This window comes from Streptomyces sp. NPDC024017, from assembly GCF_040638895.1.
Lineage (GTDB): Bacteria > Actinomycetota > Actinomycetes > Streptomycetales > Streptomycetaceae > Streptomyces.
Genome location: NZ_JBEZYZ010000003.1, coordinates 147169 through 161226 on the forward strand (window position 1 = coordinate 147169; position 14058 = coordinate 161226).

Genomic DNA, 14058 nt, shown 5'->3' on the forward strand with positions numbered 1-14058 from the left:
GCGGGACTCACGACTGTGTTGCTCACAGGGGCTGTTCAGTGGCCGGAGGGCGGTGGCCCCGAGCTCTCCCGCACCACCAGTTCCGGTACGGACACGGGATGGGGGGCGACCGGCGCGGACTCCTCCAGCGCGCCGTGCAGCAGGGCGAACGCGGACCGGCCGAGGCCGGTGAAGTCCAGGCGTACGGTCGTCAGGGACGGTGTGAGGAAGGCGGAGTGCGGGGCGTCGTCGAACCCGGCCACGCTGACCTCGCCCGGCACCGGGCGGCCCGTCTCGTGCAGGGCGCGGAGCACGCCGAGCGCGAGGTCGTCGTTGCCGCACAGGATCGCGGTGACGGAAGGGTCCCGCGCCAGCTCCAGCGCCGCTGCGTGACCGCCCGCCGGTCCCCAACTGCTCTGCACCGGGCGGGGTTCCGGGGCGCCCGCCTCCCGCAGTGCCTGCCGCCAGCCGCTGGTGCGGGCGCTGGTGCGGCGGGTGCTGGAGGGGATGGCGACGTAGTGCACGGTCCGGTGACCCAGGGAGAGCAGATGGTGGGTCGCCTGGTAGGCGGCCTCGCGGTCGTCGGTCCACACCCAGGGGCTCTCGCCGCCGGGCGGGCTCGCCGGGGTCTCGACCACGCCCACGACCGGCAGCCCGGCGGGCACGGCTCCCAGCGCCCGCACACCGGCCGGATCGTAGGCGATCACGACGATCCCGCCGCCCGTGTCCGCCGCCCGCTGCACCTCGGCGGCGACGGCCGCGTCCTCGGCGGATTCCAGCACGCCGATCCCCACGGCGTAGGACGCGGCGCGGGCGGACTCCTCGATGCCCTGAAGGATCGAGGCGTAGCCGTAGTGGGTGGTGTTCGCGGTGAGCACGGTCACCGTGCGGGTGCGCCCGCTGGCCAGAGCCAGGGCGGTGGCGTTGCGCCGGAAGCCCAGCTCCTCGATGGCGGCCAGCACCCGCTCCCGGGTGGACGGCCGGACGCTGGGGTGGCCGTTGATCACCCGCGAGACCGTCTGGTAGGAGACCCCGGCGGCCGTGGCGACGTCCCTGATGCTCGCCGGGCGCCTTGTGTGACCGGTCACATTCATGCCAGGATTGTGACCGGTCACACTTGGGTCGTCAAGAGACCGTAACGAGGGATTCACGCGGACCTCCGCTCCCCGGCGACGGGGCGGGGCCAGGAGGGGGAGCACCTTGACCGGCACGGCGGATGCGGCGCACATGGCCTCCAACCAGCGGCAGAACGAGTTCACTTGGGGGCACGAGGCGCTCGACGCCCGATTCGCCGTCGCCGCCGACGGGACGCCGCGACTGGTCCGGCTGACGCACCCCGACGACGACCGCCGAGCCGCCCCGCAGTCCGCGCTGCCATTGGTGGAGCTCACCGCCCTCGGCCACGGCAGCGGCTGGTCCGGCCCCCGCTTCACCGGCACGGCCTTCGGTGCCCGGCTCGCCTACCGCGCCCACCGCACCGACAGCCGCGACGGCTGGGAACGGCTGACCGTCGAACTCCACGACCCGGGCACCGGGTTGACCGCCTTCGCCGAACTCGGCTCACCCACCGGCCTGCCCGTCCTGCGCTCCACCGTCCGGCTGCGCAACGACGGCCGTGAACCCCTCGTCGTCCAGTCCGTCAGCAGCCTGCTGCTCGGCGGCCTGCCCGCCCCGGCCGCCCTCGACGTCCACCGGGCCCGCAACGACTGGCTCGCCGAGTGCCGTTGGTACGCCGAGCCGCTGCGCGCGTCCGTCGCCGACATCAACACGGACGTCCACGAGCACGACAGCCGGGCCGCCCTCGCCCTCACCGGGCGCGGCAGCTGGCCCACCGACGGTCATCTGGCCATGGGCGCGCTGACCGAGCGGGACGGCGGCCGGGCCTGGGCATGGCAGGTCGAGTCCCCGGCCGGCTGGCGCTGGGACCTCGGTGAACGCGCCCACGGCACCTACCTGGCGCTGAACGGCCCCACGGACGCGGAGCACCAGTGGCGGATCCGCCTCGAACCGGGCGAGGAATTCACCACCGTCCCCGGTGCCCTCGCCCTCGGCCCGGACCTCGACGCCGCGCTCGGCGCCCTCACCTCGTACCGCCGGGCGATCCGCCGCCCGCACCCCGACCACACCGCCCTCCCCGTCGTCTTCAACGACTACATGAACACCCTCATGGGCGACCCGACCACGGCCAAGCTGCTGCCGCTGATCGACGCCGCCGCCGACGCCGGTGCCGAGTACTTCTGCATCGACTCCGGCTGGTACGACGACGACACCCGGGGCTGGTGGGACAGCGTCGGAGCGTGGCAGCCCTCCCCGCGCCGCTTCCCCGACGGCGGCATCCGGGCCGTCCTGGACCGGATCCGCGAGCGCGGGATGGTGCCGGGGCTGTGGCTGGAGCCGGAGGTCGTCGGGGTGCGCAGCACCGTCGCGGCCGAGCTGCCGCCCGAGGCGTTCTTCCAGCGCGACGGCGTACGCCTCGCCGAACAGGGCCGCCACCAGCTCGACCTGCGGCACCCGGCCGCACGCGCCCACCTCGACAAGACGGTCGACCGGATCGCCGGCGACTGGGGCGTGGGCTACCTGAAGCTGGACTACAACATCGTCGTCGACCCCGGCACCCAGGCCCCCGGCGACCTCGCACCGGGAGCGGGCCTGCTCGGCCACGCCCAGGCCTACCTGGACTGGCTCTCCGGAGTCCTGGACCGCCACCCCGGCCTCGTCGTCGAGAACTGCGCCTCCGGCGGCATGCGCATGGACGGCGCCACCCTCGCCGTGGCCCAGCTCCAGTCCACCAGCGACCAGCAGGACCCGCTGAGCTACCCGCCCATCGCCGCCGCCGCACCGACCGTCGTCCCGCCCGAACAGGGCGCCGTCTGGGCCTACCCGCAGCCCGAGCACGACGACGACCTGATCGCCTGGACCCTCGGCGGGGCACTCCTCGGCCGCATCCACCTCTCCGGCCATCTGAACCGCATGTCGGACCACCAGCGCGTTCTCGTCCGCGACGCGGTCGACGTCTACAAGTCGATCCGCGGGGACCTCGCCCGGGCCCTGCCCTTCTGGCCGCTCGGCCTGCCCGGCTGGACGGACGAGTGGCTGGCCCTGGGGCTGCGGGACCCCGGCGACGGCACGGCGTACCTCTCCGTCTGGCGGCGTGGCGGACCGGCGGAACTCCGCGTCCCCGTCCGGCACCTGGCGGGCCGGGCCGTCCGGGCGGACGTCCTGCACCCGTCGTCGGCGGAAGCCGGCGGGGCCGTCTGGGACGGGGAGGGGCTGAGGGTGTCCGTGCCGCGCACACCCGGGGTCCTGCTGATCCGGCTCGGTCTCGAACCGTGAGAAGGACACCTCACGCGCGTACGGCGTTCCGCTCCCGCGCCTGAGCGCGCGCGTCCCGGCGGAACGCCCACGCCATGTCGGGCTCGATCACCCAGCGGAACACCCGCCGCACCGGCGGGGTGCACAGCGCGGTCACGAGTACCGCGGCGACGACCGTCACGAGGATCTCGCCCAGGGGCCGGTGCACCCACGCCGGTTCGTACCAGCCCCAGAACTTGGACCCCTGCGCGACGAAGCCGTGCAGCAGATAGCCGTAGAGCGTGCCCGCGCCCAGCACGGTGAACCAGGCGCGGCGGCCGGGCACCCAGGCGAGGAAGCAGGCGACCAGGACCAGCGAGCAGCCGAATGTCGCCAGCGTCATGACGGGTCCGTACCAGGAGGGGGCGGCGAGCTCCTCGGCGGCGTCGCGGTGGTAGAACCAGGCGCCGCTCATCCGCGGCACCGCCCAGTAGGCCACGGCGAGCGCGCCGGCGAAGACCGGTACGGCGAGGATCCGTGCCGCGCGCCGGCGCACCAGCCGGAAGTGCTCGGGCCTCAGCAGCAGACCGAGGACGAAGTACGGCAGGAACTGCAGTGCGCGCTGCAGATCGAGGTCGTTGCCGATGGACGGCGAGAGCGTCGCCAGCATCGCGATGACGAGGGCGATCGGCAGCGGCCACCGCACGCGCTGCCAGATCGGGGTGGTCAGCCGCCAGATGAACAGGGCGGCCAGGAACCAGGTCAGGTAGAGGGGGTCCAGCAGGCTCACCGGCCGGTCCGGCTCCTGGTCGGTCCACCTCGTGAACAGGGTGTACGCCGTCTCGAAGACGACGTACGGCACGGCGAGCCCGGTGATCAGGCGCCTGATCCGCCCCGGGCTCGCGTCGAACGAGCGCGAGAAGTAGCCGGAGATCACGATGAACGCCGGCATGTGGAAGGCGTACACGACCATGTAGAGCGCGCCGGCCGCCCGGCTGCCGTCCCGCAACGGCTCCCAGGAGTGCCCGATCGCCACCAGCACGATCGCCAGGTACTTGGCGTTGTCGAAGAACGCGTCCCGCCGGCCGGCCGGCTCCGTCACGGGCGGCGCTTTCCGTTCCGTGCCGCCGGTCACGACCGCGCGCATGCGCAGGGTGTCCTCGCTCATCGCGCCTCCCGAGCGGAGTTCGGGGAACCCGGACGGGCGCATACACGTCTTGCCGGAGATACGGCGGTGGGGTGCCGGTGCGACATCCCCGCCGCCTGACCACTGCGGAACGGTGCAAACCGCTTTCTGCGCGGGTGTAGCGCGGATCACATCAATGGCGGTGCCGCCGGGCCGGGAGCGCGGCGGCACCGCCGCACGGGGGCGTGGTCAGCTCACGGAGCAGTCGGCGCCGTTGAGGGTGAAGGCCGTCGGGCTGGGGTTCGTGGTCGACCGGGTGGCCGTGAAGCCGAGGGTGACCGAGCCTGACGCGGGGATCCTCGCGGTGTACGAGGCGGCCGTGACGCTCACCTCGGAGCCGCTCTGGGTCGCCGTGCCGCCCCACAGGTTGCTGATGCGCTGGCTGTCCGGGAAGGTCCAGCGCAGTGTCCAGCCGTCGATCGCCGACGTACCGGTGTTGCGGAGGACGATCTCGCCCTGGAAGCCGCCCTGCCAGCTGCCCGTCACCCGGTAGCCGACACCGCAGGCCGATGGTGAGCCGCCGGGGGAGGTCGTGACCGTCACCGTGCCCGAGCGGGGGGAGCGGTTGCCTGCGGCGTCGCGGGCGTAGACGGCGAAGGTGTGGGAGGTGGCGGGGGACAGGCCGGTGAGAGTGGCCGTGGTTTTCGTGCTGCTGGTGACGGCCGTCTCGGTGCCGCCGCTGATCCGCACGATGTCGTAGCCGGTGACGCCGGTCGCGTCGGAGGCGGCGGCCCAGGTCAGGGTGGCGGACGAGGAGGTCACCCCGGAGGCGGTCGGGGTGCCGGGAGCGGTCGGGGGAGTCGTGTCACCGCCGCTGCCGGAGTAGATCGCGGCCTCCTTGGCGGTGGCGGCGATGCCGTTCACGCCGTTGAAGAGGCGCTGCCCCCAGCTGGTGAGCTGGTTCGGGTCGAAGTTCGTGACCAGGTCCAGGTACTCGACCCCGCCGCCGTTGCCGCTCCATGACCAGCCGAGGTAGCCGAGGCGGAGCTGCTGGGTGACGGCCAGGATGGTGTCCTCGTCGGGGTTGCCGTCCGAGTGGTCGTGGCCGAACTCGCCGACGACGATGGGCAGTTTCGCGGTGACGAAGCGGTTCAGGTAGTCGGTGATCTCGGCGGCGGTGTCGAAGACGCCGTACATGTGGATCGAGAAGACCGTGTTGGCGTCGGGGTCGGCGGCGAAGACCGAGGCGGCGTTGTCGCGCATCGTGAACGCCCAGTCCTGGCCCCAGTTGGGTGCGTCGACCATGATCGTGTGGTCGAAACCGGCGTTGCGGAGCTTCTGGATCGCGGCCTTGGTGTCCGCCGTCCACGCCGTGTAGTTGGTGTTGCCGTACGGCTCGTTGCCGATGTTGACGATGACGTAGTCCTCCTGGCCGGCCAGGGCGCTCTGCACGCTGATCCAGTAGTCGGCCGCGCGGGAGAGGGTGGTCGCTCCGCTCTGCTCGCCGTAGCCCGTGGTGTCGTGCACCTCCAGGACGCAGATGAGCCGGTTCTGCTTGCACTGGGAGACGACGTTCGCCACGTCGGCGGTGTCGTTGCGCGTCCAGCGGTCGCCGTTGGCGAGGACCACGCGGACGGTGTTGGCGCCCTTCGCCTTGATGTGGGCGAAGGAACTGGTCTGGTTCGGGTACCAGGTGTGGGCGTGGTTGACGCCCCGCATCACGAAGTCGTTCCCGTCGGCCTCCAGCAGCCGGCCGTTCTGCACCCGGAAGCCGGTGGGCGCGGCCTGGGCCGGCGGGGTGAGGACGAGGAAGGACAGGAGGAGAGCGAGGAGGGTGGCGGCCACGGTGGCCAGGCGTGGCGTGGTGGAGGCGAGGCGGGGTCTCATGGCGGCTCCAGAAGTGGGGATGGAGTGGGGCACGTTGTCGGTCGCGCGGTCGTGCCGAACGGGGTCCTGCCGTCGGGGCGCGGTTCGGGTGGGACCGTGCCGGGACGTTTCCGGCCCGGCACGGCTGTCATCCGGCCGGTGCCGTTCCCGTGCAGGTGACGGTCGCCGCCGGAGTGCCGGCCGTTGCCGGGGCGGTGGCGACGAAGCCGAAGGTGGTGCTCGCGCCGGGGGCGAGGGTGCCGTTCCACGCCGCGTTCCGGACGGTGGCCGTGCCGTCGGCGCCCGTGGCGAGGGTGCCGTTCCAGAGCTGGGTGAGACGCGCGCCGTTCGCCGGTACGACGGTCGCGGTCCAGCCCGAGACAGCGGACGCGGACGTGTTCGTCACCGTCACCTCGCCCTGGTAGCCGCCCTGCCAGGAGGAGGCGGCCCGGAAACGCGCGGTGCAGGCGGCGGGGTCCTCGCCCGGGTCACCCGGATCGCCCGGATCCTGCGGGACACCGGCGTCGAGGGTCGCGGCCAGGGCCGGGAACCAGCGTGCGGCGATCTTGTTGTCGCCGGAGGCGTTCGGGTGCACGCCGTCGTAGGTGTCGGTGGCCGTACTGAAGCCGGTCCACTGGTCGACCACGGTAATGGGGGAGCGGTCGGTGCCGGTCGCCCGGGCCCAGCCGGGGATCCGCGCGTTGAAGTCGACGACCCGCTGCGCACAGGCCGCGCAACTGCTCGGGTTCATGGGGATGAGCTGCGCGACGAGGATCCGCATGTCCGGATTCGAGGCCCTCATCTGCGCCACGAGCTTGGTGTAGGCGGCGAGGATGCGGTCGGGGGCGATGCTGCTCCAGACGTCGTTCGTGCCGAAGTGCATGACAACGATGTCCGGACGGGTGGAGGCCAGTCGGCCGGGCAGCAGGTTCTGATCGGCCACGTTGGTGACCAGCTCGCCGCCGTGCCCCTCGTTGTCCCCGTCGTGCGCCTGTCCGCAGCCCTGCGGGGGGAGGGTGCCGACGAAGTCGATGTCCTTGTAGCCGCTGTCGGTCAGCCGGTTCCACAGCACGGCCCGCCAGCAGCCCGGCGAGCCGGTGATCGAGTCGCCGAGCGGCATGACGCGGACGGGATCCGCCGCGGGGGCGGCTGTGGCACGGGGGGCCAGTGTCATGCCGAGGGGGAGGAGCAGGGTGGCCAGGAGCCCGAGTACGGAGATGACGCGTAAGTGCGGGGACGAGTGGGGGGTTCTGCGCATGGTGGTCCCTTCCCATGGATGAGGTGGGAGCGCTCCCACATCATCAAGCCATCGTTGTCATTGACGCGTCAAGAGGTGTGGCGTCCTGATGGCATGCCTGTGGGCCATGAAGGCGCTGCGAACAGCGGGCTTCTCGCAGGTACGGCCGGTGATCGAGTCACGGCTCCCTGCGGCGCACCAGGAACGACAGTCCCTCCGGGCTGCTCCACCGCACCAATCGACGGCCGGTCTCTTCGAAACAGTTGACCGGGGCCTGGCCGTCATCGTGCGCGCGGACGACGCTGTCCGGATCATCGACGGCGACCATGAGTTCCCACCGTGGGCCGGACGTGCCGGGTCCCGCCGCGGCGACGAAGTCGGCGCAGATCAGGGGGGATCCGGTCGTCTCCTCGTAGAAGTGCCGGGCTTCGCCGGGCCGATCGCAGGTCAGGACCATGCGATGCGGAGAACCCGCCAGACGGGGCGGGAACCGCCATCCGGGGAAGTGGTGCCGCTGCCAGAGAGAGAAGGCGGCGCCCACCGGATCGATCAGTGTCGCGATGCGGCCCTGGTCGCCCGCGTCGAAGGGAGGTACGACAAGGCGAGCGCCGTGGGCCGTCGCCGCTTCGACACGACGGTCGATGTCGTCGACCGCCAGGTAATAGGCGATGTGGGCGGGTGTTCCCGGTGGGTAGACCGGGTTCGCCAAGTCGCTTACGCCGCCGATCAGGTAGCCATCGACGGTGATCTTGGTGGCCTTGCGCCAGTCCTTCTCGTCCACCGCGAAGCGCCAGCCGAGCGCCTTGGACAGGAGGGCGGCCGTGCCGGCAGGGTCGCGGGTTTTGAGGTCCATCCAGCAGAACTCGTTCAAAGAACCCAGACAGGGCGTCATCTTGTGCTCCTTGTCGTCCCGATGCTGGGTACCGGGCGCCCGGACGACTCCGCAAGGGAGTTTCAGCCGCCGCGCGGACGGAAGTGCCGGCAGGGAAGCCGCGGGAGAACGCCCCACCCGTGGGCCGGAAACCGTCAGGACTTTTGCCGGGCCATGAGGCATTCATGACCGGATGCCCAGAGAGCCGAGTCCATGATGGTCGGCGTCGATAAGGCATGCCTTGGCTAACCAGCTTGTGAGGGGTCGGGGCGTTGGGCCGGGAGGGCCGCAGTACATGTGGGACGACGCGTTTCCGAGCTTTCTGATCGGGCTGAGGGAAGGACTGGAAGCCGGGCTCATCGTCTCCGTGCTGGTCGCCACCCTCGTGCGGGCGGGGGCCGGGTCGCGGCTGCCGCAGGTGTGGACCGGCGTGCTGGCGGCGATCGCGCTGTCGATGAGCTTCGGTGCGGTTCTGACCTTCACCGCGGCCTCCCTGTCCACCACCGCACAGGAGGCCTTCGGGGGCGCCTTGAGCATCGTCGCCGTCGCATTCGTCACCGCGATGGTGTTCTGGATGCGGCGATCCGCCCGCGGCCTCGCGGGCGAGATCAAGGAGAAGGTCACCGAAGCCCTGGCCATGGGCGCCGGTGTCCTGGTCCTGACCTCCTTCCTCGCGGTAGGGCGCGAGGGCCTGGAGACCGCGCTGTTCCTGTGGACCACCGCACGGGCGGCGAACGAGTCGGCCGGCCCCATGACCGGCGCGGGTGTCGGGCTCGTCCTGGCGGCCCTCCTGTGCTGGGGGCTCTACCGCCGGGTGCTGCGCATCAACCTCACCCGCTTCTTCACCGTCACCGGCGCCGTCCTGGTCGTCATCGCAGCGGGCGTACTCGGCTACGGACTTCGCGACCTCCAGGAAGGCGCGGTCCTGCCCGGCGGCACGGCGTACGCCTTCGACCTGAGCGGCAGCGTCGACGCCGGCTCTTGGTACAGCACGCTGCTGCAAGGCGTTCTGAACCTGACTCCGGCGATGACCTGGCTCCAAGTGGCCGGGTACGCCGGGTATCTCGCCGTGGTGATGACCCTGTTCGTGGGTGGAGTGCGCGGAGTGCGCGGAGTGCGCAAGGTGCGCGCAGTGCCAGGGGTGCGGAGTCATGGGAACACCACACCGCCCCGGCCCGGGAGCGGCTCGCCCGACCGGCCCGCCGGCCCCGCACAGGTCCGCCCCGTACCCGCCCGCCCCCGCTGGCTCCTCCCTGCAGCCGTCGTCGCCGTGCCCGCCCTCCTGGCCGGGCTTGTCGTGGCCCTGGCACACCCCAAGCCCGCCGCCGGAGAGACCGTCGCCGTCTCCGGGACGGACTGCGGTCGGGGCTTCACCGCACCAAAGCCCGGGCGGCAGGACTTCCTGATGCACAACACGGGGAACCAGACCTCCGAGGTGTACCTGATCGACCCGTCCTCGAACGCGGTCTACGGCGAGATCGAGGGGCTGGCGCCCGGCACCACCCGGGACCTGGTCGCCACCGTGGCGGGCGGAACGTACGCCTGGCGCTGCGTGCCGGCCGACGGCAAGGCCGTCACCTCGACGGCGGTCCGGGTCGGCGGCGCCGCCGGCGCCCACGCCGTCGCCCCCGTCTCCGATCGGGATCTCGCCGCGCCGCTCAAGGCGTACCGGGCGTACGTGGACCGGGGGCTGGCGACACTCGTCACCCAGGCCCGCAAGCTCAGTGGCGACATCCGAGCCGGGCACCTCGACACCGCCCGCACCGACTGGCTGACGGCCCACCGCACCTACGCCTCCCTCGGCGCCGCCTACGGCACGTTCGAGGACTTCGACCGGAAGATCGACGGGCGTCCCGACGGTCTGCCGGGCGGCGTGCACGACAAGGACTTCACCGGCTTCCTCCGCATCGAGTACGGGCTGTGGCACGGTGAACCGGCAGCCGGACTCAAGGGCGTGGCACAGCAGTTGGCAGACGATGCCGCCGGACTGCTAAAGGCCTTCCCGCACCAGGACTTCGACCCCTCCGACCTGCCCTTGCGCGCCCACGAGATCCTGGAGAACACCCTCCAGTTCGAACTGACCGGCGACACCGACCAGGGCAGCGGCACCGGACTGGCCACCGCCGACGCCAATCTCGTCGGCACACGCGAACTGCTCGCCGTGCTCAAGCCGTTGCTCACCACGCGCGCTCCCCGTCTGCTGCCCACCGTCGACGTGGACATCGCGCGACTGCAGAAGCTGCTCGACTCCGCACACCACGGGACCGGCTGGACCCCCGTCGACCGGCTCGACCACGCGGCGAAGGCCCGGCTCGACGGGGCCACGGGGCATCTCCTCGAAGACCTCTCGCCGGTGCCGGACCTGCTCGAAGTCAGGAAGTCCGCATGAGCACCCGGCGACGGAACCACCCCGCAGAAGACTTCGAAGGGAACCCCCTCATGCCGTCCGCCGACACGCCGCCGCCGGGCTGCCCCGCCCACGCCGTCCGCCGCTCCTTCGTGAAGACGGCCCTGGGCGCCGGAGCAGCCGGAGCCGTCCTGGCCGGAGGCGGAATCGCACTCGCCGAGAGCGGCGGTGCGAGAGCCCACGCGGCCGAGCAGCAGAGCGCCGCCCCGGTGGCCTTCCACGGAACACACCAGGCCGGGATCCTCACACCCGCTCAAACGGCCGCCGCTTTCGTCTCCTTCGACGTCATCGCCGAGAGCCGAGCCGAACTGGCCGATCTGCTGAGAACCCTCACCGGGCGGGCCCGCTTCCTCACCTCCGGCGGCACGCCCGAGGACCTCGGCGTCGGTGCCCCGCCCTCGGACAACGGCATCCTGGGCCCGGTCGTCCCGGCCGACGCGCTCACCGTCACCGTGGGGGTCGGCGCCTCCCTGTTCGACGACCGGTTCGGACTCGCCCGGGCCAAGCCGCGCCGGCTCACGCCCATGCGGACCTTCCCCAACGACGACCTGAACCCCGCCGAGTGCCACGGCGACCTGTCCCTGCAGATCTGCGCGGCCCGCCAGGACACCGTGCTGCACGCGCTGCGCGACATCGCCAAGCACACCCGGGGCGCGCTGCGGATCCGGTGGCGCGTCGACGGGTTCCAGAACGTGCCCCGGCCCAGCGGCACCCAGCGCAACCTGCTGGGCTTCAAGGACGGCATCGTCAACCCGGACGTCGCGTCGGCCCGCGAGATGGACCACCTGGTGTGGGTCGGCAAGAGACAGGGCGAGCCCTCCTGGGCGGGCGGCGGCAGCTACCAGGTCGTCCGGATCATCCGGATGCTCGTGGAGTTCTGGGACCGGGTCTCGCTGTCCGAGCAGGAGCTGATGTTCGGCCGGCGCAAGGACACCGGTGCCCCGCTGGACGGCGCCCGGGAGACCGACAGCCCGAACTACGCCAAGGACCCGCACGGCACGGCGATACCGCTCGACGCACACATCCGGCTCGCCAACCCGCGCACCGCGAGGACCGACAACTCCCGGATCCTGCGCCGGGGCTACAACTACGACCGAGGCATCGACAACGTCGGCAACCTCGACATGGGGCTGGTCTTCTGCTGCTACCAGCAGGACGTGCGCCGCCAGTTCGAGGCCACGCAGACCCGGCTGATCGACGAGCCCCTCGTCGACTACATCTCCCCGACCGGCGGCGGCTACTTCTTCGCCCTGCCCGGCGTGCAGGACTCCTCCGACTGGCTGGGCAGAGGGCTGCTCTCGGCCTGACACGCGAAGGCCCGGCCTCAAGTCCCGTCCGTGCCAGAAGTGTTGACCGCGCACTGAAAGCGTTTTAGCTTCCTTTCACCGACACGCCGACGTGAGGGGGAGCCGTGGCAACTGGCTTACGGGAACGAGCAGGTGCGAAGGGGGTGAGTCCCAACCGCCGCCCGTCAGGAAGGGCTGAGCGCGAGCGTAAAGGTTTTCAGAGACGCAAGGGCGGAACGCTGTTCCTGCTCATGCTCCCCGGCGTCGCCTACTTCCTGCTGTTCCACTACGGCGCCCTCGTGGGCAACGTCATCGCGTTCAAGGAGTACGTGCCGTTCGACGGCCTGTGGGGCAGCCCCTGGGTGGGGTCCGGCAACTTCCGGCGCATGTTCGAGGACGAGGCCTTCTGGGACGCGGTCCTCAACACCCTCTGGATCGCCGTCCTCCAACTGGTCTTCTACTTCCCGGTGCCGCTCGGCCTCGCCCTGCTGCTGCACACCCTCACCTGGAGCTCGGTGCGCCGGTTCGTGCAGTCGGTGGCGTATCTGCCGCACTTCATCTCGTGGGTGATCGTCGTCGCGCTGTTCCAGCAGGTGCTCGGCGACACCGGCCTGCTCAACAGCGGCCTGAGCGGGGCCGGTCTGCACACCGTCGACATCATCGGCGACCCGGACGCCTTCAAGCCGCTCGTCGTCGCCCAGGTCATCTGGAAGGACGCCGGCTGGGGCACGATCATCTTCCTCGCCGCCCTCGCCCAGGTCGACGAGCAGCAGTACGAGGCGGCCGCCATCGACGGCGCCGGGCCCTGGCGGCGCTTCTGGCACGTCACCCTGCCCGCCATCCGCCCGGTGATCGTGCTGCTGCTCATCATGCGGCTCGGCGACATCCTCTCCGTCGGCTTCGAGCAGATGCTGCTGCAGCGCGACGCCGTGGGCCCCGAGGCCGCCGAGGTCATCGACACCTTCGTCTACCACCAGGGCATCGTCGGCGGCGACTACGGATTCGCGGCGGCGGCGGGCCTGTTCAAGGGGCTCGTCGGCGCCGTCCTCGTCTACGCGGCCAACAAGGTCGCCCACCGCCTCGGCGAGCAGGGGGTCTACCGGTGAGCGCGTCCGCCCGGCCCGGCTGGATGGAGAAGCCGCGGCCCCTCACCCAGGCCGCCAAGGCCCTCGCCCTGACCGCGGTCGTGCTGCTGGTGTGCGTGCCGTTCCTGGTGATCGTGTCGACCTCCCTGGCCTCCACCCAGGAGGTCGTCGACAACGGCGGCTGGGTGCTGTGGCCCAGCGAGCCCACGCTCGACGCCTACCGCGACATCTTCGACGGCGGCATCGTCACCCACGCCCTCGCCGTCAGCGCCGGCGTGACCATCACGGGCACGCTGCTCAGCCTCGCCTGCACGGTGACCCTGGCCTACGCGCTGTCCCGGCCCGGCGTCTTCGGCGGCAAGCCCGTCCTGCTGCTGGTGCTGTTCACCTTCCTCTTCCCGCCCGGCATGATCCCGAGCTTCCTGCTGGTCAAGGAGCTCGGCCTGCTCGACTCCTACGCCTCGCTGGTCCTGCCCGTCCTGGTCAACGTGTTCAACCTGGTCGTCCTGCGCGGCTTCTTCCAGTCGATCCCGGAGGAGCTGTACGAGGCGGCCCGGCTGGACGGGGCGGGGGACTGGCGGGTGCTGGTGTCGGTGGTGCTGCCGCTGTCCAAGGCCGCGCTCGCCGTCGTCGGCCTGTTCTACGCCGTCGCCTACTGGAACTCCTGGTTCTACGCCTCGCTGTACCTGGAGAGCGACCACTGGCCGCTCCAACAGGTGCTGCGCACCTATGTGGTGTCCGGTGCCGGACTCACCGACGCGACCACCGGCGAAGCAACCGTCACCGCCCCGCAGACCGTGCAGATGGCGGTGCTCGTGATCGCCACCGTGCCGATCCTGCTGGTCTACCCCTTCCTGCAGAAGTACTTCACCAAAGGCGTGCTCACCGGCGCCATCAAGAGCTGACACGA

10 protein-coding genes are annotated in these 14058 nt (G+C 71.4%); 5 read left to right on the forward strand and 5 right to left on the reverse strand.

Annotation, left to right across the window (positions count from 1 at the left end; genetic code table 11):
- Positions 1 to 35: 35 nt before the first annotated feature.
- The gene (locus tag AB0G20_RS09010; protein ID WP_361298114.1) at positions 36 to 1073 is read right to left on the reverse strand and encodes a LacI family DNA-binding transcriptional regulator; all 1038 of its coding nucleotides are present in this window, start codon (positions 1071 to 1073) and stop codon (positions 36 to 38) included.
- Between the two features lie 133 nt (positions 1074 to 1206).
- Here AB0G20_RS09010 and AB0G20_RS09015 point away from each other — a divergent pair, with 133 nt between their 5' ends.
- Entirely contained in the window at positions 1207 to 3312 is a 2106-nt protein-coding gene (locus AB0G20_RS09015) for a glycoside hydrolase family 36 protein (protein WP_361299347.1), read from the forward strand.
- A gap of 10 nt (positions 3313 to 3322) precedes the next feature.
- Here the strand turns inward: AB0G20_RS09015 and AB0G20_RS09020 are convergent, their stop codons facing one another.
- From AB0G20_RS09020 to AB0G20_RS09035, 4 genes are all read right to left on the reverse strand, one after another.
- Entirely contained in the window at positions 3323 to 4417 is a 1095-nt protein-coding gene (locus tag AB0G20_RS09020) for an acyltransferase family protein (protein WP_361299350.1), read from the reverse strand.
- A 228-nt stretch (positions 4418 to 4645) separates the two neighbouring features.
- Entirely contained in the window at positions 4646 to 6283 is a 1638-nt protein-coding gene (locus AB0G20_RS09025; protein WP_361298116.1) for a cellulase family glycosylhydrolase, read from the reverse strand.
- A 127-nt stretch (positions 6284 to 6410) separates the two neighbouring features.
- Complete coding sequence (locus AB0G20_RS09030) at positions 6411 to 7520, reverse strand: GDSL-type esterase/lipase family protein (protein WP_361298119.1); 1110 nt, start codon at positions 7518 to 7520, stop codon at positions 6411 to 6413.
- A 157-nt stretch (positions 7521 to 7677) separates the two neighbouring features.
- Entirely contained in the window at positions 7678 to 8391 is a 714-nt protein-coding gene (locus AB0G20_RS09035) for a VOC family protein (protein ID WP_361298122.1), read from the reverse strand.
- Positions 8392 to 8665: 274 nt separating this feature from the next.
- Between AB0G20_RS09035 and efeU the strand changes: the two genes are divergently transcribed.
- The 4 genes from efeU (at position 8666) to AB0G20_RS09055 (ending at position 14053) form a co-directional block, all read left to right on the forward strand.
- Positions 8666 to 10759, forward strand: a complete 2094-nt coding sequence (efeU, locus tag AB0G20_RS09040) for an iron uptake transporter permease EfeU (RefSeq protein ID WP_361298125.1) — start codon at positions 8666 to 8668, stop codon at positions 10757 to 10759.
- 50 nt (positions 10760 to 10809) lie between these two features.
- Entirely contained in the window at positions 10810 to 12084 is a 1275-nt protein-coding gene (efeB, locus tag AB0G20_RS09045; RefSeq protein ID WP_361298128.1) for an iron uptake transporter deferrochelatase/peroxidase subunit, read from the forward strand.
- Positions 12085 to 12314: 230 nt separating this feature from the next.
- Positions 12315 to 13169: an ABC transporter permease subunit gene (locus AB0G20_RS09050; protein ID WP_361298131.1), complete on the forward strand. Its 855-nt coding sequence runs from the start codon at positions 12315 to 12317 to the stop codon at positions 13167 to 13169.
- A complete protein-coding gene (locus AB0G20_RS09055) occupies positions 13166 to 14053 on the forward strand; it encodes a carbohydrate ABC transporter permease (protein ID WP_361298134.1) in 888 nt (295 codons plus the stop codon). Before AB0G20_RS09050 ends, AB0G20_RS09055 begins: the two co-directional genes overlap by 4 nt.
- Positions 14054 to 14058 lie beyond the last annotated feature (5 nt).

Excerpts from the sequence above, each read along its gene's own strand:
- AB0G20_RS09035 (WP_361298122.1), bottom strand. The coding sequence starts at position 8,391 with ATGACGCCCTGTCTGGGTTCTTTGAACGAGTTCTGCTGGATGGACCTC.
- efeB (WP_361298128.1), top strand. The coding sequence starts at position 10,810 with ATGCCGTCCGCCGACACGCCGCCGCCGGGCTGCCCCGCCCACGCCGTC.
- AB0G20_RS09015 (WP_361299347.1), top strand. The coding sequence starts at position 1,207 with ATGGCCTCCAACCAGCGGCAGAACGAGTTCACTTGGGGGCACGAGGCG.
- AB0G20_RS09020 (WP_361299350.1), bottom strand. The coding sequence starts at position 4,417 with ATGCGCGCGGTCGTGACCGGCGGCACGGAACGGAAAGCGCCGCCCGTG.
- efeU (WP_361298125.1), top strand. The coding sequence starts at position 8,666 with ATGTGGGACGACGCGTTTCCGAGCTTTCTGATCGGGCTGAGGGAAGGA.
- AB0G20_RS09025 (WP_361298116.1), bottom strand. The coding sequence starts at position 6,283 with ATGAGACCCCGCCTCGCCTCCACCACGCCACGCCTGGCCACCGTGGCC.
- AB0G20_RS09050 (WP_361298131.1), top strand. The coding sequence starts at position 12,315 with ATGCTCCCCGGCGTCGCCTACTTCCTGCTGTTCCACTACGGCGCCCTC.
- AB0G20_RS09010 (WP_361298114.1), bottom strand. The coding sequence starts at position 1,073 with ATGAATGTGACCGGTCACACAAGGCGCCCGGCGAGCATCAGGGACGTC.
- AB0G20_RS09030 (WP_361298119.1), bottom strand. The coding sequence starts at position 7,520 with ATGCGCAGAACCCCCCACTCGTCCCCGCACTTACGCGTCATCTCCGTA.